The following is a 21,536-nucleotide window of genomic DNA, read 5'->3' on the forward strand; positions in this document are numbered from 1 at the left end:
CCACGGGGGAGATGGCCGGGCATTCTGTGGCGCGTGACAACGTCCCTTCCCACCCGTCCCGTGCTCGACGATGCCGCGCGCCGGCGAGAGCGATCCATCCTCGTCGCCTGCCTCCTCGATTGCTCGATCCTCGTGCCCTATGCCGTGGTGGGCCTGCTCGCGAACTCCCTCACCATGGTGGCGGAGACGATACGCGGCGTTCTGATGGCCGCGCTCGAGCTGGTGCTGCTCGCCGTGCTGCGCCGTATCCATCGCGGGCGCACAACCGAATATGACTACGGCGTCGGCAAGCTGGAGCAATTCGCCAATCTCGCCATCGGCGTGACCACGGGGGCCTGCGGCATCTGGCTGCTCTTCTCGGCCGTCACCCGCTGGTGGTCACCACCTGAACAGGCGGGGCTGGGGCTGGTCTTCGCCGCCCTGCTGTCCGTCGCCAATCTGGGGCTCAACGCCGCTGCCCTGCGCGGCCTCTGGCTGGCGGGGAAGGACGGCACCTCGGCCATCATGACGGTGCAGATCCGCGGCCGGGTGGTGAAGCTCATCTCCTCGGCGCTCGTCGCCGTCGCCATCGGCGTGAACGCGGCCGGCGAGGTGATGGGCGATGCCCCGCCCTGGCTCAGCCCCCTGGCCGAGGCCCTCGGCACCGGATTCGTCGGGCTGGTGATGGTCCAGCTCGCCGTCAACCTCTGGCGGGAATCCGTGCCGCATCTGCTGGACCGCAGCCTGGACGAGGCCCGCCAAGCCTCGATCAACCGGGCCCTGGCCAGCCATTTCACGGAATACGATGCGCTGCTCGGCGTGAAGTCGCGCATTGCCGGGAAGCAGGCCCAGGTCGACATCGCCCTCGGCTTCGCGCCGGAGCGGCAGATCGGTGACATCCAGCGCGTGGCCGATGCCATCGCCGCCGATCTCCGCGATCTGATCCCGGGCTCGGTCATCACCGTCACCCCCGTCGCCGCCCCAGGCTGATCCGGCGCGTTCTTCCTGCCCGGCCCTCGCCGAAGCCGGAGCAACGGGAGAACGGAATGTCCAAGCTGGTCCTCGGTTGGCTGCTGCCCGTGGCGGAGCGCGATCCGCTTCTCGCCCTCATTCCACCCCGCTACCCTCGGGTGATGGCGCATCACGTCACGCTTAAACCCGGGGTCCAGCGGGACCACGCCCTGCCCCGCCAGACCGAGGGCCGCGTGGTCGGCCTCGCCGATGATGAAAAGGGTGTGCAGGCCCTGGTGGTGGAGATCGGCGGCACAACGGACCGCCCCGACGGCTCCACCTACCATATCACCTGGTCGCTCGGACCGGGCCGCGATCCAGTCGAGAGCAACGACGTGATCCGGGAGCGGGGCTGGTCCCCCCTGCCCGAACCGCAACATATCGCCCTCCGCCCTGCCGTCTTCGGCTCCCAGCGCTGAAGCGGCCGGTCAGCCTTCGGCGGCGCCCTCGAAGCCCAGCTTCCGGAGCGCGGCGATGGAGCGTTCCGCGGAAACATGGTGGATGAAGGTGCCGCCCTTCGCCTCCCAGCCTTCGCGGGCAGAGGCGCGGTCATCCACCAGCACATGGCCCGGTCCGGACCAACGCGGCTTCTCGCGGCTCATGCAGGTAATCACCGGCACATGCGCACCCAGCATCCGGGCCACCCAGCGCTTCTTCTGCTCGGGCGCCCAGCTTCCCAGCGGCAGGCCGGTGAGAATGTTGGGGTGGTGCGGCTCGCAGAAGCGCCACAGCACCTCCGCGTCATGCATGAACTCCAGCGTGTCGAAGAAGGCGGGCGCCTTGGCCAGCGCCCCCCACATGGTCTTCAGCTTCAGCTGCTCCGGCCGCCTGCCGGTGACAGTCGTGACCCCGCGGTCGAAATCCGCCAGCACGCCGTCCAGGTCGAGGAAGAGCTTCACGTTGCCGCGTGCTGTTCCCGAAGCTTCAGGAACTTCAGGGTCGGCCACTCCTCCTCCGCCCGGTTGCGGCGCCAGTCGCTGGTGAAGAAGGCCACCAGCGCCCCGTCATGGTCCTCCGCCGTGTCATGCGGCGCGGACTGCCGGAACTTCTCCATTGCCACTTTGTCGTCCGAGACGACCCAGCGCATCATCGCCCAAGGCGTCGCCTCATAGCGGCTCGGCACGGAGTATTCGGCCTTCAACCGCTCGGCCAGCACGTCCAGCTGCAGCGCGCCGACCACGCCCACCACCGGCGGCGTGCCGTCCAGCGGGCGGAACAGCTGCACCACCCCTTCCTCGGCCAGCTGCTCGAGAGCGGTGCGGAGCTTCTTCCCCACCATCGCATCCTCGATCATCACCCGGCGCAGGATCTCGGGCGCGAAGCTCGGCACGCCGCGGAAGTTCAGCGCCTCGCCCTCGGTCAGCGTGTCGCCGATCCGCAGGATGCCGTGGTTGGCGATGCCCACCACATCGCCCGGCCAGGCCTCCTGGGCCACCTGCCGGTCCTGGGCGAAGAAGAACAGCGGCGCGTTCACCGGCACCTGCTTGCCCGTGCGGGTCTGGCGCAGCCGCATCCCCTTCTCCAGCCGGCCGGAGCAGATGCGGAGGAAGGCCACGCGGTCCCGGTGGTTCGGATCCATATTCGCCTGGATTTTGAAGACGAAGCCGGTGAGCGCCGGCTCCTCCGGCTGCACGCGGCGGGTATCCGCCGGCCGCGCACCCGGCTGCGGCGCGAAGCGCGACAGCCCCTCCAGCAGATGCCCGATCCCGAAGTCGCGCAGGGCCGAGCCGAAATAGACCGGCGTCATCGTCCCCTGGCGAAAGGCCTCCAGGTCGAAGGCCGGGAAGGCCCCCGCCAGCTCCGCCCCCTCGCGCAGCACCTCGGCCTCCGCCGCCGGCACCAGCTCATCCAGCTTCGGGTCGTCCAGCCCGGAGAGCTTAACAGGGCCGGCCCCATCGGCCATCAGGTGCAGCGCCGGCTCCAACATGTCGTAGGTGCCGAGGAAGCCGCGGCCGGAACCCACCGGCCATGCGGCCGGGGTCACGTCCAGCGCCAGGGTCTTCTCGATCTCGTCCAACAGCTCGAAGACGTCCCGGCTCTCGCGGTCCATCTTGTTGATGAAGGTGATGATCGGGATGTCGCGCAACCGGCAAACCTCGAACAGCTTGCGGGTCTGCGCCTCGATGCCCTTGGCGGCATCGATCACCATCACCGCCGCGTCCACCGCGGTCAGCGTCCGGTAGGTGTCTTCCGAGAAGTCCTCGTGGCCCGGTGTGTCGAGCAGGTTGAACACCACCCCGTCCCGCTCGAAGGTCATCACCGAGGTCGCGACCGAAATGCCGCGGTCCTGCTCGATCTTCATCCAGTCGGAGCGGGTGCGACGCCGGTCGCCCTTGGCGCGCACCTGGCCGGCCAGCTGGATGGCGCCGCCGCGCAGCAGCAGCTTCTCCGTCAGGGTGGTCTTGCCGGCATCTGGGTGGGCGATGATGGCGAAGGCACGGCGCCGCGCGGCTTCCCGTGCCACGACGGTGGCACCCGCCGGCACCTCCGACAGGGCCTCAACTGGGGTGATCTGATCCATGGGCGTTATCTGGCGAGGTTACGCGCGCGGTGCAACACGCGCGTCACCCGTAACGGCGCCGAAGCTGATTCAGCAGCACCGTCATCACCGCCCCGAACAGGATCACCGCCGCCACCGGGCCAGGGGTGCCATCGGCGAAAATGCCGACTGCCGTGCTGCCAATCGCGGCGACGGCGAATTGCATGGTCCCCAGCAGGGCGGATGCCGTCCCCGCCCGCTGTCCGTGCCGCCCGAGCGCTCCCACGGCTGAATTCGGCAGCACCATGCTGCTCGCCGCCATCAGAAGCACGATCGGCGGGAAAAATCCCCAGAGACCGCCCCATCCGGTCCAGCTCAGTACCGCGAGCAGCAGCGAGGCCCCCAGCATGGCCGATGAGGCGATGGTCAGCACCCGGCCCGAGCCAAGGCGCCCCACCAGCCCGGGGTTAAGCTGTGCCCCCCCGACAAAGCCGAAGGCCGAGCAGCCGAAGATCACCGCGAACTGCCCGGGCGTGATCCCGAAATGCTCGATGAATATGGCTGGCGCCCCGCTGATATACGCAAACATCCCGAACATCACCGCCGAGCCCAGCAGCGCGTGGGTCAGGAAGACCGGCTCGGACACCACCCGCCAGTAGCCGCGCAGCATCGCCGCCGGGCCGAGCCGCTGCCGCTTCTCCACCGGCAGCGTGTCCGGCAGGAACCGCCAGACCAGCAGGCAGGACAGGGCGCCATAGGCGGCCATCACCCAGAAGATAGAGCGCCACCCCGCCAGGCCGAGCAGCAGCCCGCCCAGCGAAGGCGCCAGGATCGGCGCAGCCCCCATTACCAGGATCAGCCGCGACATCAGCCGCGCCGCCTCAAGCCCCGTCGCGATATCGCGCACCACGGCGCGCGGGATCACGGAACTCGCCGAGCCACCGAAGGCCGCTAGGCAACGGAAGGCGGCAAGCCAGCCTATGTCCGGCGCGAGTGCGCAGCCCACCGAGGCAAGGGTGTAGACCACTGTTCCCACCATCAGCGGCCCGCGCCGGCCGAAGCGGTCGGACAGCGTGCCCTGGGTCACCTGCCCCACCGCCAGGCCGATAAACCAGGAGGCCAGGGTCAGCTGGGCGCTGCCGGGGCCGGTGCCGAACTCCGCCTCCATGTTGGGAAACGCCGGCAGGTACATGTCCGTCGAGACGGGGCCGATAGCTGTCAGGAAACCGAGCAGCAGCGGAAGCCAGGACGGCATGGGGATCCTCGGGGGCGGGGCGGTCTCTTGCTGCGCCGCAGCGAGGCATCTGAGAAGCCCCCTTCATCGCCGGGGCGCCATGCATCGCGTCAGCAGCCACATTGAACTTGCGAACGATTATCATTCCAGGCAACCTCCGGCACGCCCAGTACGGAGATTCAAGCCATGGCCACTCGCGGCATTCCCACCTGGCCCTGGAGCGGCACCGCACCCGAAGAGCTTCCGCCCGCCGAGGCCGTGCTGCTGGATGCCTGCCGCGCCTGGGTCGAGGCGACGCGGACCGGCAGTGCCCCGCTCGTCGCGCTGCGCCTGCCCCTGGTCACGGAGGGAATCGCCGAGGCCGCCGGTCCACTGGACGCGGTGCTGCGCGCCCTGGCCTGCCCGGGTTCGATGGGATGCCGCCTCTGCCCGCGTGTCACCCCGGCGGAGGGGACGCTGCTGATCGGGCTTGGCCTCGCCCAGCGCGCCACCCGGCGCGAGGCGCTCGCCGCCTTCCTGCAGCTCGCGCCGCCGGCCCCGGCCTATGCGGCGATCGGCCCTGCCCTGACGGTCGCCCTGATGATGCGCCGTGCCGGGCTGCTCATGGCCAATCCCCTCCGCGCGACGTCCTAAAGTCGCGCGGGCGCCGGATCACGGGAAAGCTCAGGAAAGGAGTGCGGCGGGCCCAGCCCGCCGCCTCCGCGATCACCAGCGGCGCGACTGGCCGCAATCGAGATGCACGAAGCCGTCGCGCCGGTAGAGGCCGACACCCCCCAGCCCCATGGTCGCCGCCAGCCGCGCCATGGCATAGGAATCCCGCCCCGGTATCCGCATGTCGCCGGCCATGCCCGACATGTGCAGCGACACGGTCGAGACACGGCCGGAGCGGCGCGCAGTCGCGGCATTCGTCTCGGGCGAGCGGTAGCCGCTGATCACCTGGAAGGCCTCGTTCGCCTCCATCCGTGCCGCCACGGCATTCATCACGTCGAAAAGGCGCGGATCCATCGGCGTCACCTCCTCCCGCGAGAGGTCGCGGAACACCCAGTCCAGCTTCCGCAGCGCCTCGGTGACATAGCGCCCATCGGCAAAATAGACGCCCGAAAAGGAATCGCTCGTATAGGCGCGCTGGACGGAAACGCGCCGCGTGCCGCGCGCCACCTGCGCCTCGGCCCCGCCGGGTACGGTGCAGGCGAGCAGCCCCAGCCCGGCGCCGATCAGCGACCGCCGCCCCAGCCGCGCATCGGCGCAGCAGGGGCATTCCGGCTCATGGGGGCGATTACCCTGCAGCACGCGGATCACCGTGCATTCCCCCCGGCTGCCGCGACGCGCACCCCGCCGCGGTCCATCTCGCGGACATAGGCGGTGTCCAGCCCGTAGATGTCGGGCCGGATCCGCACGCGCGACCCCTCCACGACGACGGTGCTGTAATGCAGCCGCACCGGCAGGCTGCGCCGCAGCCCGACCGACTGGGTCTGGCGGCTGTCATAGGCGCGCTGCACCCGTGCCGCGTCCCAGCCCATGCCTTCGAATACGAGGTTCAGCAGATCGTTCGGCCGCTCCAACCGGATGCAACCGGAGGAGAAGGCGCGGTCCGGCCGCCGGAACAAGGCGCGGTCCGGTGTGTCATGCAGATAGATGTCTTCGGAATTGGGCATGATGAACTTGATTCGTCCGAGCGCGTTGTCGTCGCCGGCGTCCTGTCGGATGAGATAGGGAAAACGGTCCGTCCGCACGGCGGACCAGTCCACGGTGGTGGGATCGACCTGCACGCGCTCGCCGCCCACCACGCTGTAGAGGCGGAAGCCCTTCGCGGTCATTCCCGCCGCGTCGCGGCGGAAGCGGGGCAGCAGGTCCTCGCGCGCATTGCGCTCGGGCACGCCCCAGGCCGGGTTGAACTGCACGGTGGTCATGCGGGCGCGCATGGTCGGCGTGGCGCGGGCGGGCTTGCCGACGATCACGTTCATCTGCAGCAGCACACGCGACCCCTCCTGCACCGTCAGCAGGTATTCGGGGATGTTCACCTCGATCCGGCGCTCATCGCCCGGCCGCAGGGCGTTGCGCCGCATGTCCAGCGCCGCGCGGATCTGCGCCACGCGGGCGGAGGCGGGGCGATTCAGCACGGCCTGGCTGATCGCGCCGACGCGCCCATCGACTTCGAGCCCGTTCGCCGCCTGCCAGCGCCGCACGGCCGCCTCCAGCGGCGCGTCATAGGTGGCCCCGCCGTCCCGCGCCGCCGCCAGCACCGGATCCTCTGCCTTCAGCCGCGCCCGCAGCGCCGGGATGCGCGCGGCATCCACCGTGCCGGGCTCCAACGTCGCGACGCCGGGCGGAATGGGCTGCCAGCCACCGCTGGCCACCATGCCGCCCGCCTTGGCCAGCTCCGTGCGAAGCACCGCCGCGCCTTCGGGCAGGTCCACGGCACGGTCGAACAGCTGCGCCGGCTCGGGCGCGCCGACCAGCTCCGCCTGCCAACGCGGGAAGTCGGCCGCAGCCGGATCGCGCAGGATGTCACCACGCCCGCTCGGCTGGCGAAGCCGACCGAGCACCAGATCGCCGAGCGCCGCATTCGCCGCGTGATAGACCGCCGCATGGAAGGCCGCCGGCTCGCTGGAGCCCATGGCGTCCGGCGGGATCGCATAAGCGGCGATGTCCAGCCCGTCATGGTTGAGCTTCCGCAGCCGAGCCGCGAGGCGGAAGACAGAGTCCCAACTCCGCGGGCCGGGCCCTGCTGGCTGGATCGGCACCGCATCCGCGGTCGGATCCAGGGACGAAGCTGGGGACTGGCCATGGCCAAGCGCCGGAAGCAGCCCCGCGAGGAGGCCGGAGAAGGCGTCACGTCTTCGCATGCCGGAGGCATAGCGCCGCCGGTGCCCCGCTGCAAAGGCGAATACGCCGTCGGAGCGAGGGCGACGCGCCAGTGGCAGCTTCGGCCGCGGCGTGCCAGAGAATTCCGCCTACCCCACCCGCTTGATCCCGGCGCCGAAGGCCGCGACCTTGGCGCCATGTCGCAAACCGCCCCTGCCGAAGACGCTTCCGACCCGTCCTGGGCCGCCGCCGCCCACTTCCTGGAAGGGCGCGTGCCACCCGGTCTGCGCGTCATCGCCCCAGCCAGCTTCGCCCCGGTGCTCGGCCCGCTCGCCGAGCCCGACCCCGCCACCGTGCCGGACTGGGCGGTGGTGGCGCTGCGCGTTGCGGAGACGCCACCCGCCCTGCTGCGCCTGCTGCTCGCCCGCACCACGCCCGTCTTCGCCAATGACGGCTTCGTGGTCTTCTCCCGCCGGCCAACCTTCGGCCTCGCCGATATGCGTAGCTCCGCGCCCGTGCGCGCCCTTGCCGAACGCGCCACCGGGCTGGAGCAGCCCCCGGCCCCCACGCTGATCGTAAGCGAGCATCCCGAAGGCCACGCAGACACCCGAGGCCACCATGGGGCCTCTCGCACCGCCTGCCGCGCCCGACATCCCGCGCGCCAGCATGCCGCCCGAAGCGCTGTCGCTCCGCATCCCGCCCGCACCCGGCCAAGCGCCGACGCTTCCCGCCGGCCTGCCGCCGGAGCCACTGGCGCTCCGCGTCCTGCCGGCCGAGGACCGCCCCGCCTCGCCAGCCAGCCTGCCGCCGGAGGCCCTCGCCCTCCGCGTCCCACCGGTCGCGCCGGCAGCCATGCCCGACCAGCCCCCCGCGCCGCCCTCCAGCCGTCCACCGGAGGGATTGGGACTTCGCATCCCGCCGGCCGCGCCTGCGGCATCGCCAGTGCAACGCCCAGCGCTTCCCTCCAGTCTCCCGCCCTGGATCGCCGTCTCGACACCCCGCCCGTCCGCCGCGTCGGAGCCCGGCATTGCAACGCCCCCGCTTCCGGCGGCACCGCGCCCCACGGCCGCAACCGCCTGGGGCGGCCTGCCCGCACGCATCGCGGAACTGCTGGGCGATTGTGCCGGCCGGCGGGTCGCGGCCTTCGGCGGAACCGGCCTGGCCGCTGCCTCCCTGGCTGCATCCGCCCTCGTCTCGGACGCCGCCCAGGATCTTCCGGAGGCCTGCTTCGACGTCGCGATCCTCACCGCTGACGGCAGTCTCGCGGCCGACGCCGCCCGCGCCGCGCGCCTGCTCCGGCCTGGCGCCCAAGTCCTGGCAGTGGTGGAGAATGCTGACTCCCTGGGCCGCCGCCTCGCCGCCGCCCTTTGGGCGTCCCGCACCGCGCACCGGCATCTCCGCCGCCGCCCTTCGCGGCGCGCTGCACGCGGCGGAGCTCCTGCCCCTGCGGCTGGAAGGCCATTCGCTGGACACATGGCGCGCGACGGCCGACGCCCCGCCTGCCGGCCTCGCCGCGGATGACGCCGCCTCCGCCCTGCTCGAGGAAGCGGGAGAGGCCGCCGGTCCCCGCCACGCCGCATGGCTCCTCTGCCTCGCCCGGAGGCCCTGAACCCTCCACCCCGGCTGGCGGCGCGGCCGGCTGCGTATAATCTGGGGGCGGAATCGAAGGAGCCGTCAGGCGCATGACCTGGTCCATCGTGGCCCATGACCCCGCGAGCGGCGCCTTCGCCGTGGCCGTGACGACCTGCAATTTCGCGGTGGGCGCCTCTTGCCCCCATGTCAGGGCGGGGGTTGGCGCGGTCTCCACCCAATCCTTCACCAACCGCTATCTGGGCCCGGCCGTGCTGGACGGGCTCGCACGCGGCCTCGCCCCCGCCGCCGCCATCGAGGGCGCGCTGGCCGGAGACGAGAACCGGCACCTCCGACAGATCCATGCGGTCGATCGCTTCAGCCGTAGCGCTGCCTTCACCGGCGAGAACTGTGTGGAATGGGCGGGGGACCGCGCCTCATGCGGCTTCTCCGTCGCCGGCAACATGCTTGCGGGCCCTGCCGTGCTGCATGACACGGTCGCCGCCTTCGCAGCCCATGGCGACCGCCCCCTGCCCGAGCGCCTGGCCCTGGCCCTGGACGCCGGGGAAGCCGCCGGCGGCGACCGGCGCGGCCGGCAATCCGCCGCGATGAAGATCGTGACGAGCGAGGACTTTCCGGATCTCGACATCCGTGTGGACGACCACACCGCCCCTCTCGAGGAGCTGACGCGCCTGCTCGCCATCTGGCGGCGCGACCGCGCCCCCTTCCTGGACCGGCAGCCGAGCAAGGCGAACCCTTCCGGCCAAGTGGACATGGAGGCTGTCGAGGCTGCCTGGAAAGCCTCCGGCATGGACCTGCGCTTCCGCCGCTGACTGATCACGTACGGCCGGAGCCGCCCGCGGGTACCGCCGCTCAGGCGGCGTGCACGTCCTGCATCATCACCTGTCCCCGGAAGTCCGCCGCCGACATCGGGCGACCGAACAGGTAACCCTGCGCCTCCTCGCAGCCTTCGGCGCGCAGCAGCGAGAGCTGCCCCTCGTCCTCCACCCCCTCGGCATTGGTCGTGACATCCAGCGCGCTGCCGAGCGCGATCACGGCACGCAGCAGCGCGACCGCCCTCGCATCGCTCGCCAGATGGCGGACGAAGGAGCGATCCACCTTGATCTTGTCGAAGCGGAAGCGCTGGAGCGTCGCGAGCGACGAATAGCCGGTCCCGAAGTCATCCATTGCCAGACGCACGCCAAGGCTGCGGAGCCGCGAGAGGATGCCGAGCGTATCCGCCGTATTGGCCAGCATCGCCGCCTCGGTGATCTCCAGCTCCAGGCATTCGGGCGGCAGGCCGGACCGCGCGAGCGCGCCCTCCAGCGTTGCCACGAAGCTCGCCTGCCGCACCTGCATGGCCGAGACATTCACCGCCAAGTTGAGGCCGCCCCAGCCGAAGGCGACATGGCAGGCCTCCGCCAGCACCCAGGCGCCAATCGGCACGATCAGCCCGGTCTCCTCCGCCAGCGGGATGAAGGTATCGGGCCCGATCATGCCACGCTGCGGGTGGTACCAGCGCAGCAGGGCCTCGGCCCCCTTGATCCGCCGCGTCGCCGTCGAGACCTGCGGCTGGAACAGGATGGTCAGCTCCTGCCGCGCCATGGCATTGCGCAGATCCGCGACCAGCGCCCGCCGTGTGCGCAGGCGCTCATCCATCTTCGGCTCGAAGACACGCAGACAGGACCCGCCCTCTGCCTTCGCCTGGTAAAGGGCCAGGTCGGCATCCTGCATCAACGCCTCAGGCCGGGCATCGGGCTGGCCGGGCGTCAAGACGGCGGCGCCGATGGACAGGCCAATGAAGCGGTGGTCGGCCGCCACTTCGACCGACTCCTTCATGGCGGCGAGCAGTCGCGCGGCAAAGGCCGAGAGCTGCTCCGGCCCCTCCAGCCCCGGCGCCACCAGCACGAACTCGTCCCCGCCGATCCGGGCCAGCGTATCCGTTCCGCGCAGGCAGCCCCGGAGCCGCCCGGCCACGATGCGCAGCACCTCGTCCCCCGCGGCATGGCCGAGGGTGTCGTTCACCTCCTTGAAGTGGTCGAGATCCATCGCGAGCACGGCCAGCCCGGTCCTGTCCCGCTGGGCCGCGGCGACCGCCAGCTCCAGCCGGTCCCCTAGCAGGGCCCGGTTGGGCAGGCCGGTCAGCCCGTAGAAATTTGCCAGGCAGCGCAGGCGCTCCAACAGACGGCTGCGTTCCGCCGAGGCATCCCAAAACAGGATGCAGGCATCCGTCAGCTCGACCACCTCGCGCGGCGCATCCCGCGGCGCCGCTGGAATGGGAACCGACAGGTCCCCCCGGCCAAGCCCCCGCAAGGCCTCAGCCAGATCCGCGAGCATGCCCGCCAGCCGGCGCGCGGCCCAGGCAGCGCAGAGCATGGCCAGAGCCAGGATGACCGTGACCACCGGCACGATCATCGCCAAGGTCTCATCGACCGGAACGGTGCCGGCCTTCATCGGCAGAAGCAGCAGCACCGCCGACCTTGGCCCGCCGCCATGGCCGGCGACCGGGGTGCTGCGGGCCAGCCAGTCCCGGTCCTCGATCCTCAGCCGCCCGGTTGCGAGCCGCTCTGCCGCCAGCGCTTCACGCAACCAGGGCGGCGCCCAGTCGCCGAGCTCCCCTCCTGGTACCTCGATCGTGCTGATCCGGACCTCCCCAGCCGCGATCACCACCACCGCCCCGGCATAGGCGGCCGCCAGCCGCTCCGCCGCGGTCTGGTCAAGGAAGGCGCTGAGCTGGATCACCGCCCGTGCCTGTCCAGGGAGTTCGAGCACGGCCTCCCCCTTTACCGCCGGCAGTTCTGGCAGGTCACAGGGAGCATCCGGCGGGGCATCGCAGCCTTCCACATAGCCCCAGCGCCGGACAGGTTGTTCCGGCCGCCGAATCTCAAGGTGAATCGCCCAGATCGAGGGTTCGGCGCGCCGCAGTTTCCTCACCATGCGCTTCAGCACCTCCTGGTCCGGAGGGGCATCGGCATCCAGCGCTTGGACCAGTCGGGGATCGCGGCCGAGAAGCCCCGCCAGCCCCTGCATCCTCCCGCCAAGCTCGGCGATCCGTTGCTCCAGCCCGGTGCCCGTATTCCGCAGCACGCGCTCCGCGAGATCCCGCTGCAGGTCACCGACGAGCCAGGTGATCGTGAGCGCCGTCACCAGCAGGCAGACGAGCGATGGCGCAGCCGAAAGAAGGATCAGCCGCGACCGCAGAGCCTGCCGGGGTGAGAATTGCCGCGCCATCCACCCGTCCCCCCGCCGTCAGGGGTGGGATTATGGAGGCGCCGGCCTTGACCGAGGGTTAAGCAAGCCGGGTTAAGCGTCCTGGAGGCCGGCACGGCGCGCCGCCCAGGGCGCGCCGCATGACGAGAAAGAAGCGCCTCCTCCTCAGGAGGCGCGGCGCGCCGGCTCCGGCCCCGGAAGTTCGACGGCGATGGCCAGGGTCGAAAGATCCCCGCCGCGCTCGAGCGAGACATTCACCCGGCCCGCATCGATGGCGACATGGCGCGCCACCAGCTCCACGATTTCCTTCTGTAGCTTGGGCAGGAAGTCCTCACCCTTGCGGGAGATGCGCTCATGGGCAAGCACGATCTGCAGCCGCTCCTTCGCCTGGGATGCGGTCTGTGGCGCTTCTTCCTGCTTACCCCGGAAGAATTTCAGCCAGCTCATGCAGCCCTCCCGCCGAACAGGCGCGAAAGGAAGCCCTTCTTCTCGGCTTCGACGAAGCGCATCGGCCGGTCCTCGCCCAGAAAGCGGGCCACCGCGTCCTTGTAGGCATGGCCCGCCTGGGATTCACCGTCCAGGATCACCGGGTTGCCGGTGTTGGACGCCTTCAGGACGCTCTCGCTTTCGGGCACCACGCCCAGCAGGGGGATGCGCAGGATTTCCTGGATGTCCTCCAGCTTCAGCATCTCGCCCCGCTCGACGCGCACCGGATCGTAGCGGGTGACCAGCAGGTGCTCCTTGACTGGGTCCCGCTTCTCCTCGGCCCGCTTCGACTTGGACTGGAGCACGCCCAGGATGCGGTCGCTGTCGCGGACGGAGGAGACCTCGGGATTGGTCACCACGATCGCCTGGTCGGCGAAGTAGAGGGCGAGCATCGCGCCCTTCTCGATGCCGGCCGGGCTGTCGCAGAGGATGTAGTCGAAGTCCTTCGACAGCTCCTCAATGATGGTCTGCACGCCCTCCTTGGTCAGAGCGTCCTTGTCCCGCGTCTGGCTGGCAGGGAGGATGGAGAGCGTCTCCACCCGCTTGTCCCGGATCAACGCCTGGTTGAGCTTCGCCTCGCCGCTGATCACGTTGACGATGTCGAAGACAACCCGGCGCTCGACCCCCATGATCAGGTCCAGGTTCCGCAGCCCGACGTCGAAGTCGATCACCACGGTCTTCTTGCCGGACTGTGCCAGCCCGGTCGCAAAGGCTGCAGAAGAAGTGGTCTTGCCCACGCCCCCCTTGCCCGAAGTTACCACGATCACTTGCGCCATGCGCAGACCTCCAGCCCCCTCATCCCGCCGCCCGCCCCTCATTGGGCGGCGGGGCGAAACATTCCACTCCATCGCATGCCCGGCACCGGTCCCGCAAAGGGGTATTCCGGGGTCGGCGCTGCGCTAACCCAGCTTGTCGAACCGCATGCTCTCGCCGATCAGGCAGACCTGCACGGTCCGGCCCAGCGGCGCATCCCCCAACCCGTCCCGCACGGCATAGTAGCCAGCGATCGAAACCAACTCGGGCTCGAAGTTCAGGGCAAAGATGCGGGCGGACAGGTTGTCAGCCCCGCCCGCAATCGCCCGGCCCTTCAGAGTGCCATAGACGTGAACATTGCCATCCGCGATCACCTCGGCGCCCGGATTCACCGTGCCCCTCACGATCAGGTCGCAGCCCTGGGCCCAGATCCGCTGCCCGGCGCGCACCGCCTGGTCCACCACCATGGTCGGCTGCCAGCCGGAGGGCGGTGGTGGCTCGGGAATGGGCGGCGGGGCGGAGACGGCGGCCGGGGCGGGCATGGGCATCGCCTCCGGCTGCGATGCGTCCCCGCCGGCGGCCCGCAACGGCGGCAGGCCGGCGGCCTGGGCGGCCGAACGCAGCTCCGGCGCACCGCCAGTGGTACCGATGGGCGCGATCTGCACCTGGCGCAGCTGGGCCGTCAGATGGGCGAAATCGGGTGCCGCCGCCGGATCGAGGTCATCCAGCCCCAGCACGATGGGCGCATTCCGAAGGAAGCCCGGGGCGCGGCGGAACTGATCCGCCAGGGCGGGGACAATCACCTCCACCCGGGGATCCAGCAGGCGCAGCACCAGCAGGTTGAAATTGGCCCCGCGCAGCCGGAACGGCTCCAATCGGGCTTCAGACGCGGGAGATGACATTCGGGCGTGCAGGGTCCTGTTGGCGGGGGTTCCCCCCTCATTACAGGGAACTGCCTCGGAGGCGAAGCCTTGCGCGTTCAGCGGCGTGCGGGAACCCTCCAGTGCCGCTCCAGGGCCACAGAGCCAGGGGCCACAGAGCCAGCCTCACGGGGCAGCCTCACGGGGCGCGAGAGCAGAGGAGTACCGATGAGCGAAAGGAAACGCCCCGGCCGGGCCGATTACCGCCACTTCCTGGAGATTCCCACCCGGTGGGGCGACAACGACGCCTACGTCCATATCAACAACACCGTGTATTATTCCTTCTTCGACACGGTGGTGTCCCGTTTCCTACTTGAATCCGGCGCCATTGACCTCCGGACCTCAGAGGTGATCGGTGTGGTGGTCGAGACGGGCTGCCGCTACTTCGCCCCGGTCTCCTACCCCGATCTGGTGACCGCTGGGCTAAGGGTGACCCGGATCGGCAACACCTCCATTCGCTACGAAATTGGCATCTTTCGAAACAGGGAGGAGCAGGCGAGCGCCGAGGGCCACTTCATCCATGTCTATGTGGACCGCGATACGCAGACCCGCCCCACCCCTCTGCCCCGGGCACTGCGGGAGGCAGTGGCCCCGCTGCTGACCGGCTAGGGCCGGTGCCCATCTGCCATCGGACCGCGCAAGCCCGCTATGCGTATCGCCAAAATGCTCTAGCCTCCGCCGCTCGACGTCCAAGCAAGGCCAATACGATGAATCTCGCCCGCTTTCCGCGCATCCGCCTGGGTCATCTCCCAACGCCGCTGGAGCCGATGGAGAACCTGTCGAAGCACCTCGGCGGACCAAAACTCTGGATCAAGCGGGACGACTGCACCGGGCTTTCCACAGGGGGCAACAAGACCCGTAAGCTGGAATACCTGATGGCCGAGGCCCGCGCGCAAGGGGCTGACACGATCATCACCCAGGGCGCCACCCAGTCCAACCATGCCCGCCAGACCGCGGCCGCCGCCGCGAAGCTGGGCTTCGCCTGCCACATCCTGCTCGAGGACCGGACGGGCTACACCGACCCCGCCTATACGCAATCCGCCAATGTGATGATGGACAAGCTGCACGGCGCCATTGTCTTCCGCCGCCCGGGCGGCGCGGACATGCAGGCGGAGATGGAGGCACTTGCCGCGGAGCTGCGGAAATCCGGCAAGCGCCCCTATGTCATTCCGGGCGGCGGCTCCAATCCGGTGGGCGCTCTCGGCTATGTCGGCGCGGCGCTGGAGCTGGTGGCCCAGGCCGCCGCCATGGACCTGCGGATCGACCATGTCGTGCATGCCACGGGCAGCGCCGGGACCCAGGCCGGGCTGGTCGCGGGCCTCGTGGGCCTGAACAGCGGAATCCCCGTGCTCGGCATCGGCGTCCGCGCGCCGCGCGAGAAGCAGGAGGCCAATGTCCTGGCGCTGGCCCAGCGCACGGCGGACCATCTCGGCCTGCCCGCCGGCACGGTGCAGGCCGAGCATGTGCGTGCGAATTGCGACTATGTCGGCCAGGGCTACGGCATCCCCACTCAGAGCATGGTGGAGGCCGTGAAGATGGTGGCGGAGAAGGAGGGCATCCTCCTCGACCCCGTCTATTCCGGAAAGGGCATGGCCGGGCTGATCGACCTGATCGGCAAGGGGCAGTTCAAGCCGGAAGAAAACGTCGTCTTCATCCATACCGGTGGCGCCGTCGGCCTCTTCGGCTATCCGGAGGCCTTCGAGTTGCCGGCCGACGCAGCCTAGGAGGAGTGCCGGGCCACGCTGGCCCGGCACATCCCCCGCGGCGGGGCCGCTCTTTTCCCGCCGCGCCCGCGCCTAACGCCGCCCCGTTTCCAGGATGAAGCGCACCCCCGGCCGCGCCAGCCCGCCCGCTACGCCGACCGGCGTGCCATCCGCCCGCCAACAGGCGGCACCGGTCATCATTCCGTCTGGCGCGAAGGCGATAGCGTTCATGCCGCCGCCGACGGTGCTCACCCGCTCCAGCACATGGCCGCGCACCTCCAGCGCGTCGGCCGCCGCGGCAACGATCCCCGGCTCCAGATGCAGCGTATGCCCCTGGGTCCAGATCCGCGGCGCCTCCACCGCCTCCTGCAGTCCCATGCCATGGTCCAGCAGGTTCACAATGGCCTGCATGGCCGAGCCGAAGATTTTCAGCCCGCCCGGCAGGCCCAGCGCGTAGAGCGGTACCCCGTCCCGCAGCACCATCATCGGCGCCATGGAGGTGAAGACGCGCTTGCCCGGCGCGATGGACAGCGCCTGGCCCGGATGCGGATCGAAGTTGTACATGTAGTTGTTCGCGATCATCCCCGTGCCGGGAATGGCGAAGCGCGCGCCGAACAAGTTGTTGATGGTCTGGGTGGAGGAGATGACGGTGCCGCCCGCATCCGCCACCGTCACATGGGTGGTGTTCGCGGATTCCCGCAGCATCGCCCCGGCACGCCAGCTTTGCGCCCGGTCCATCCGCAGTTCCGCGCGCCGCGCCGCCGCATAGTCCTTCGAGATCAGCCGCGCGACCGGCACATCGACGAAGGCGGGATCGGCGGTGGCGACAGAGCGGTCGGCGAAGGCCAGCTTCAACACCTCGGCCAGTAGATGCAGCCCGTCCGGCGTGCCGAAGCCGGCGGCGCGGAGGTCGAAGCCTTCCAGCACGTTCAGCATCTGCGCGATATGCACTCCGGAGGAGGAGGGCGGCGGCGGACCGACGATCTCGTAACCCCGATAGGGGCTGCGCACCGGTTCGCGCTCGAACGGCGCCGCGGCGCGCAGGTCCTCCAGCGAGACCAGCCCGCCGCTGCGCCGCATATGCTCCGCGACCGCCGAACCCAGCTCGCCTCCATGCAGCGCCTTCGGCCCTGCACGGGCAATCAGCCGCAACGCTTCGGCATAATCCCCGCGCACCACCCGGTCGCCCGGCCGCAGGGCTGCGCCGCCCGGAAGAAAGATTGCGGACAGCTCGGGATCGCTGATCATCTCCGCCGCACAATCGCCGATGCAGTCGGAAAGATAGGGCGTGGCACGCCAGCCGCGCGCGGCATGGCGGATCGCCGGCTCCAGCACATCGGCGAGCGGCAGCGTGCCGTATCGCTCCAGCGTCTGGCACCAGGCGCGCAGCGCGCCCGGCACCGCCATCGCGAGCGGCCCCACGCGGTTCTCGGCACCCTCGGTGTCCAGATAATCCGGCAAGCTGTCGGAAACCGTGCGGTACATGTCCGGCCGCGCCGCCGCGGGAGCGGTGGACAAGCCATCCACGACCACATGGCGCCCATCCGGCAGGCGCAGATGCGCGAGGCCGCCGCCGAGGATGCCCACCATCATCGGCTCCACCACCGTTAAGGTGAACAGCGCGGCAATCGCGGCATCGACGGCATTGCCACCCGCCAGCAGCATCTCCGCCCCGGCGGCGGAGGCGAGCGGGTGGTTCGTCACCACCATGCCCTTGTCGCCCGTGGCGCTGCGCTTCTCCGTCATGCCGCAAGACCCCCTCCAAGGACCCGCGCCCGGAAAGGCGCGCTCGCCGAAGTGGCCGCCGCCGTTACTGCTCCGTCAAGGGGCAGCCGGAGTGGTGTGCTATGGCGGAAGGAAATCAGGATCCGGCAGGTTGCATTATCCAGTGCGCCGGCGCCGGAGCGCCAAGTCCATCAACAGCAGCAGCACTGTCATTCCCACCAGCAGCACCGCCACCGCCGCCATAGCCGGGTCCAGGTTCTCGTTGATCCCGTCCCAGATCTTGCGCGGCAGGGTGAAGACACGGCGGGAGGCGATGAACAGCACCACCACCAGCTCGTCCCAAGAATGGATGAAGGCGAAGATGGCACCCGAGACAATGCCCGGCATGATCCGCGGCAGGATCACCCAGCGGAGCGTCTGGCCGAGCGAAGCGCCCATCCCCCGCGCCGCGCTCTCCAGCCGCGGATCGAAGGCAGCAAGCGCGGTGGAGACGGTGATCACCACATAGGGAATGCCGGTGACCCCATGCGCGATCACCACCCCCGTGAAGCTGTCCAGCAGCCCGAGCCGCGCGAAGTACCGGTAAAGCCCGACCGCATAGGTGATGGTGGGGATGATGATCGGCAGCAGCATCAGCGCGCGCACGAGATCTGTGCTGCGCCGGGAGAGCCGCCAGCATCCGATGGCGCAAAGCGTGCCCAGCACCACTGCCAGCAGGGTGGAGGCGGTGGCAATCCAGGCCGATTGCAGGATGGCGTTGGTCCAGGCCGGCGTCGTCAGCAGGGTGACGTAGTGCTGCGCCGAAAGGCGCTCATAGGGCAGCGAGAGGAAGCGCTGGTCGGTCAGCGAGACCGGCAGGATGATGGTGATCGGGAGGATCAGGTAGATCACCGTCGCCCAGGCGAGCGTTCCGTTCAGCCATCCCGGCCGGTGCCCGCCCATGCGCCTAGCTCCCCGCCCCGAACAGTCGCCGCAGATTCACCAGACGCGAGAGGACCGCAAGCGTCGCCAGGATCGCGACCACCAGCACGGTCGCCATCATCGCCCCAAGCCCCCAGCGGATGAGATCAAGGATCTGCAGCTTGATCCATTCCGCCACCATCAGCGTCTTGCCGCCGCCGAGCAGCGCAGGCGTGATGTAGAAGCCGAGAGAGAAGATGAAGACCAGCACGCCTGCCGCGATCAACCCTGGCAGCGACAGCGGCAGGAAGACCCGCAGGAAGGTCCGGATCCGCCCGGCTCCCAGCCCACGCGCCGCCGTCAACACGCGTGGGTCGATCTCCCGCATGGAGGAGAGCATCGGCAGTACCGCATAGGGCACCATGTAGTGCACCATGCCGATGACGATCCCCAACTCGTTCCACACCAGCGCCAGCGGCTGGTCGATCACGCCGGTGGCAAGCAGTCCCTGGTTCACCAGCCCCTGCCGCCGCAGCAGCGTGACCCAGGCAAAGGCCCGCACCAGCACGCTGATCCAGAGCGGCACCAGCACCGCCAGCAGCCACCAGCGCTGCGCCTTCGGGCCCGACATGGCGATGCGATAGGCGAGCACATAGCCGAGCAGCAGCGCGATCGCCGTGGTGATGACACCGATGCGCAGCGTGGTCCCGATCACCCGCTGTACACTCTCGCTGGTAAACAGCCGCTCGTAATTTCCGAGACCCGGCTGCGGCTCCGTGACGCTGATCGCCAGCACCTGCAGGATTGGCGCGATATAAAAGGCTGTCATCAGCAGCAGGGCGGGTATGATCAGCGCCCACCATCCCGCCGCATGCCGGCCCTTCGGCGTCACGCGACGCCGCCTGGAACGGGCGAGCCCGGATCCTCCGCCACGGCCACCGCCGCGTCCCGCGCCCAACCCAGCCGCACCGGCAGCCCCTCCGCCGGAGATACGGGAATTCGCCAGGCCGGGAGATGCACGCGGATATTGCCCAGATCCGGCGTCATCACCGTCAACGCATAGCCGGTGCCCACATAGGACCAGGATGCGATCCGTCCCTCCACCACATTGTCCTCGGTGGCGCCTTCCGGCAGCAGCGCGATCTTCTCCGGCCGCAGCGACAGCAGCGTGCGGCCAGCCCGTGGCGCGCCGCTCGCCACCACCCGCGCCGCACCGCGCCGCAAGACAAAGCCACCAGCATCCGCCTCCGCCTCGCCCTCGATGAAGTTCGACTTGCCGAGGAAATCGGCCACGAAGCGCGTTGCCGGCCGCTCATACAGCGTCTCGGGCGCGCCCACCTGGATCAGATGCCCATGGTTGAGGATGGCGATCTCGTCGGAGAGGCTCAGCGCCTCCTCCTGGTCATGCGTCACGTTGATAAAGGTGCGCCCCACGCGCCGGTGAAGCGCCTTCAGCTCCTCCTGCAACTCGGCGCGCAGCTTCTTGTCCAGCGCGGAAAGCGGCTCGTCCAGCAACAGCAGCGCCGGATCGAACACCAGGGCGCGCGCCAGCGCCACGCGCTGCTGCTGCCCGCCCGAAAGCTGAGACGGCTTGCGTTCCGCGAAGCGATCCAGCTGCACCAGGTCGAGCGCCGCGCGCACCTTGGCATCCCGCTCCGCTCGTCCCAGCTTCCGAACGCGCAATGGGAAGGCGACATTCTCCGCCACGGTCATATGCGGGAAGAGCGCATAGCCCTGGAACACCATGCCGAAGTCCCGCCGCTCCGGCGGCAGGGCGGTGATGTCGCGCCCATCCAGCAGCACGCGGCCCTCGGTTGGCTCCACAAAGCCCGCGATCATCATCAGGATCGTGGTCTTTCCCGATCCCGAGGGGCCGAGCAGCGTGAGGAACTGCCCGCTCGCCACCTCCAGCGAAGCGTCCTGCACCGCGACGAAGTCGCCATAACGCTTGGAGACGCGCTGCAGCGACAGCGCATGCCCCGCCACTGCACTCACGTCGCGTAGTCCGGCTGCTCGCGATCCATCTTCCGGCGCAGCGCCTGCCAGGGCAGCCAGCCCTTCACCGGGCTGTTCCCCATCTGGTCGCGCGCGCGCCGCACCACATCCTCCGGAGGAATGGAAAGTGGCACGCCGCTGGACTGCGCCGCGATCTGGATGCGGCAGGACTGCTCCAGATAATACATCCAGTAGAAGGCCTCGGCGACGGTGCGGCCCACCGTCAGCAGCCCGTGATGACGCAGGATCATGCAGGGCTTGTCGCCCATGTCCCGCACCAGCCGCTCGCGCTCACCCAGGTTGTCGTCGGCGGCGATCCCCTCGTAGTCGTGCAGCGCCACCCGGTCGTGGAACTCCGTGCTGATCTGGTTCAGCGGCAGCAGCCCGCCCTGCTGCGCGGCCACCGCCATGCCTGCAAGCGTATGCGTATGCATCACGCACTGTGCGTTCGGTGCGCCGAGATGCAGCGCGGAATGAATGACGAAGCCCGCCGGGTTCACCGGCCAGTTCGTCTCCTGCGCCGGCTCTCCCTCCGCATCCACCAGCACAAGCGAGGAGGCGGTAATCTCCTCGAACAGCAGCCCACAGGGGTTGACCAGGAAGCGATGCCCCTCACCCGGCACGCGCACCGAGAGATGAGTGAACACCAGGTCCGTCATCCCGAAATGCGCGATCAGCCGGTAGGCGGCCGCCAGGTCGCGCCGAAGCTCCATTTCGGTCGGCACATGCGCCGGGTCGGGCCGGACGGGCGGCGGGGGAAGCGGCAT

22 protein-coding genes are annotated in these 21,536 nt (G+C 69.7%); 7 read left to right on the top strand and 15 right to left on the bottom strand.

All coding sequences use genetic code 11. The annotated features are described in order from the left end of the window. Positions 1 to 33 precede the first annotated feature (33 nt). Together GSE44_RS09005 and GSE44_RS09010 are read left to right on the top strand one after the other, a co-directional pair. Positions 34 to 969 carry a cation diffusion facilitator family transporter gene (locus GSE44_RS09005; RefSeq protein WP_159348462.1) on the top strand — a complete coding sequence of 312 codons (936 nt, stop codon included), beginning with the start codon at positions 34 to 36 and terminating at the stop codon, positions 967 to 969. 56 nt (positions 970 to 1,025) lie between these two features. Further along, positions 1,026 to 1,409: a hypothetical protein gene (locus GSE44_RS09010; protein WP_159348463.1), complete on the top strand. Its 384-nt coding sequence runs from the start codon at positions 1,026 to 1,028 to the stop codon at positions 1,407 to 1,409. A 9-nt stretch (positions 1,410 to 1,418) separates the two neighbouring features. Here the strand turns inward: GSE44_RS09010 and GSE44_RS09015 are convergent, their stop codons facing one another. The 3 genes from GSE44_RS09015 to GSE44_RS09025 are packed head-to-tail and all read right to left on the bottom strand — an operon-like array spanning position 1,419 to position 4,724. Next, positions 1,419 to 1,889, bottom strand: a complete 471-nt coding sequence (locus GSE44_RS09015) for a hypothetical protein (RefSeq protein ID WP_159348464.1) — start codon at positions 1,887 to 1,889, stop codon at positions 1,419 to 1,421. After that, complete coding sequence (locus tag GSE44_RS09020; protein WP_159348465.1) at positions 1,886 to 3,511, bottom strand: peptide chain release factor 3; 1,626 nt, start codon at positions 3,509 to 3,511, stop codon at positions 1,886 to 1,888. The genes GSE44_RS09015 and GSE44_RS09020 overlap by 4 nt, the downstream gene beginning before the upstream one ends. A 43-nt stretch (positions 3,512 to 3,554) precedes the next feature. Continuing rightward, positions 3,555 to 4,724, bottom strand: coding sequence for a multidrug effflux MFS transporter (locus GSE44_RS09025; protein ID WP_159348466.1), 1,170 nt, complete (start codon positions 4,722 to 4,724; stop codon positions 3,555 to 3,557). A gap of 165 nt (positions 4,725 to 4,889) precedes the next feature. Between GSE44_RS09025 and GSE44_RS09030 the strand changes: the two genes are divergently transcribed. After that, entirely contained in the window at positions 4,890 to 5,336 is a 447-nt protein-coding gene (locus GSE44_RS09030) for a hypothetical protein (protein WP_159348467.1), read from the top strand. A 72-nt stretch (positions 5,337 to 5,408) separates the two neighbouring features. Here GSE44_RS09030 and GSE44_RS09035 read toward each other — a convergent pair whose 3' ends face one another. From GSE44_RS09035 to GSE44_RS25615, 3 genes are all read right to left on the bottom strand, one after another. Next, positions 5,409 to 6,002, bottom strand: coding sequence for a YcbK family protein (locus GSE44_RS09035; RefSeq protein ID WP_235924656.1), 594 nt, complete (start codon positions 6,000 to 6,002; stop codon positions 5,409 to 5,411). Then, positions 5,999 to 7,549 carry a L,D-transpeptidase family protein gene (locus tag GSE44_RS09040; RefSeq protein ID WP_159348468.1) on the bottom strand — a complete coding sequence of 517 codons (1,551 nt, stop codon included), beginning with the start codon at positions 7,547 to 7,549 and terminating at the stop codon, positions 5,999 to 6,001. Before GSE44_RS09040 ends, GSE44_RS09035 begins: the two co-directional genes overlap by 4 nt. A gap of 108 nt (positions 7,550 to 7,657) precedes the next feature. Further along, positions 7,658 to 8,536: a hypothetical protein gene (locus tag GSE44_RS25615; RefSeq protein ID WP_235924657.1), complete on the bottom strand. Its 879-nt coding sequence runs from the start codon at positions 8,534 to 8,536 to the stop codon at positions 7,658 to 7,660. Between the two features lie 302 nt (positions 8,537 to 8,838). Between GSE44_RS25615 and GSE44_RS09050 the strand changes: the two genes are divergently transcribed. Both GSE44_RS09050 and GSE44_RS09055 read left to right on the top strand, forming a co-directional pair. Then, on the top strand, positions 8,839 to 9,117 hold the full coding sequence (locus GSE44_RS09050) for a hypothetical protein (RefSeq protein WP_159348470.1): 279 nt from the start codon (positions 8,839 to 8,841) through the stop codon (positions 9,115 to 9,117). A gap of 73 nt (positions 9,118 to 9,190) precedes the next feature. Further along, positions 9,191 to 9,910 carry a DUF1028 domain-containing protein gene (locus GSE44_RS09055; RefSeq protein ID WP_159348471.1) on the top strand — a complete coding sequence of 240 codons (720 nt, stop codon included), beginning with the start codon at positions 9,191 to 9,193 and terminating at the stop codon, positions 9,908 to 9,910. A 40-nt stretch (positions 9,911 to 9,950) separates the two neighbouring features. On the opposite strand, the gene GSE44_RS09060 is transcribed toward GSE44_RS09055, so the two are convergent. The 4 genes from GSE44_RS09060 to minC all read right to left on the bottom strand — a co-directional run bounded on the left by GSE44_RS09060 (position 9,951) and on the right by minC (position 14,401). Further along, positions 9,951 to 12,308 (bottom strand): putative bifunctional diguanylate cyclase/phosphodiesterase, encoded by a 2,358-nt coding sequence (locus tag GSE44_RS09060; RefSeq protein ID WP_159348472.1) that lies wholly within the window; start codon positions 12,306 to 12,308, stop codon positions 9,951 to 9,953. 144 nt (positions 12,309 to 12,452) lie between these two features. Further along, positions 12,453 to 12,734, bottom strand: coding sequence for a cell division topological specificity factor MinE (minE, locus tag GSE44_RS09065; RefSeq protein WP_159348473.1), 282 nt, complete (start codon positions 12,732 to 12,734; stop codon positions 12,453 to 12,455). Further along, a complete protein-coding gene (minD, locus tag GSE44_RS09070; RefSeq protein WP_159348474.1) occupies positions 12,731 to 13,549 on the bottom strand; it encodes a septum site-determining protein MinD in 819 nt (272 codons plus the stop codon). The genes minE and minD overlap by 4 nt, the downstream gene beginning before the upstream one ends. Before the next feature lie 123 nt (positions 13,550 to 13,672). Beyond that, complete coding sequence (gene minC, locus GSE44_RS09075; RefSeq protein WP_235924658.1) at positions 13,673 to 14,401, bottom strand: septum site-determining protein MinC; 729 nt, start codon at positions 14,399 to 14,401, stop codon at positions 13,673 to 13,675. A 213-nt stretch (positions 14,402 to 14,614) separates the two neighbouring features. On the opposite strand from minC, the gene GSE44_RS09080 reads away from it, so the two are divergent. Both GSE44_RS09080 and cuyA read left to right on the top strand, forming a co-directional pair. Next, entirely contained in the window at positions 14,615 to 15,055 is a 441-nt protein-coding gene (locus GSE44_RS09080; protein WP_159348476.1) for an acyl-CoA thioesterase, read from the top strand. A 98-nt stretch (positions 15,056 to 15,153) separates the two neighbouring features. Continuing rightward, positions 15,154 to 16,170 (top strand): D-cysteate sulfo-lyase, encoded by a 1,017-nt coding sequence (cuyA, locus tag GSE44_RS09085; RefSeq protein WP_159348477.1) that lies wholly within the window; start codon positions 15,154 to 15,156, stop codon positions 16,168 to 16,170. Between the two features lie 72 nt (positions 16,171 to 16,242). On the opposite strand, the gene ggt is transcribed toward cuyA, so the two are convergent. The 5 genes from ggt to GSE44_RS09110 form a co-directional block, all read right to left on the bottom strand. Next, positions 16,243 to 17,895 (bottom strand): gamma-glutamyltransferase, encoded by a 1,653-nt coding sequence (gene ggt / locus GSE44_RS09090; RefSeq protein ID WP_235924659.1) that lies wholly within the window; start codon positions 17,893 to 17,895, stop codon positions 16,243 to 16,245. A gap of 135 nt (positions 17,896 to 18,030) precedes the next feature. Then, a complete protein-coding gene (locus tag GSE44_RS09095) occupies positions 18,031 to 18,816 on the bottom strand; it encodes an ABC transporter permease (RefSeq protein WP_159348478.1) in 786 nt (261 codons plus the stop codon). A 4-nt stretch (positions 18,817 to 18,820) separates the two neighbouring features. Continuing rightward, positions 18,821 to 19,666 carry an ABC transporter permease gene (locus tag GSE44_RS09100; RefSeq protein WP_235924660.1) on the bottom strand — a complete coding sequence of 282 codons (846 nt, stop codon included), beginning with the start codon at positions 19,664 to 19,666 and terminating at the stop codon, positions 18,821 to 18,823. Beyond that, entirely contained in the window at positions 19,663 to 20,769 is a 1,107-nt protein-coding gene (locus GSE44_RS09105) for an ABC transporter ATP-binding protein (protein ID WP_159348479.1), read from the bottom strand. Before GSE44_RS09105 ends, GSE44_RS09100 begins: the two co-directional genes overlap by 4 nt. After that, on the bottom strand, positions 20,766 to 21,536 hold the full coding sequence (locus GSE44_RS09110) for a class II aldolase/adducin family protein (RefSeq protein WP_159348480.1): 771 nt from the start codon (positions 21,534 to 21,536) through the stop codon (positions 20,766 to 20,768). Before GSE44_RS09110 ends, GSE44_RS09105 begins: the two co-directional genes overlap by 4 nt.

The sequence above is a fragment of the Muricoccus harenae genome (assembly GCF_009848505.1).
Taxonomy (GTDB): Bacteria; Pseudomonadota; Alphaproteobacteria; order Acetobacterales; family Acetobacteraceae; genus Roseomonas; species Roseomonas harenae.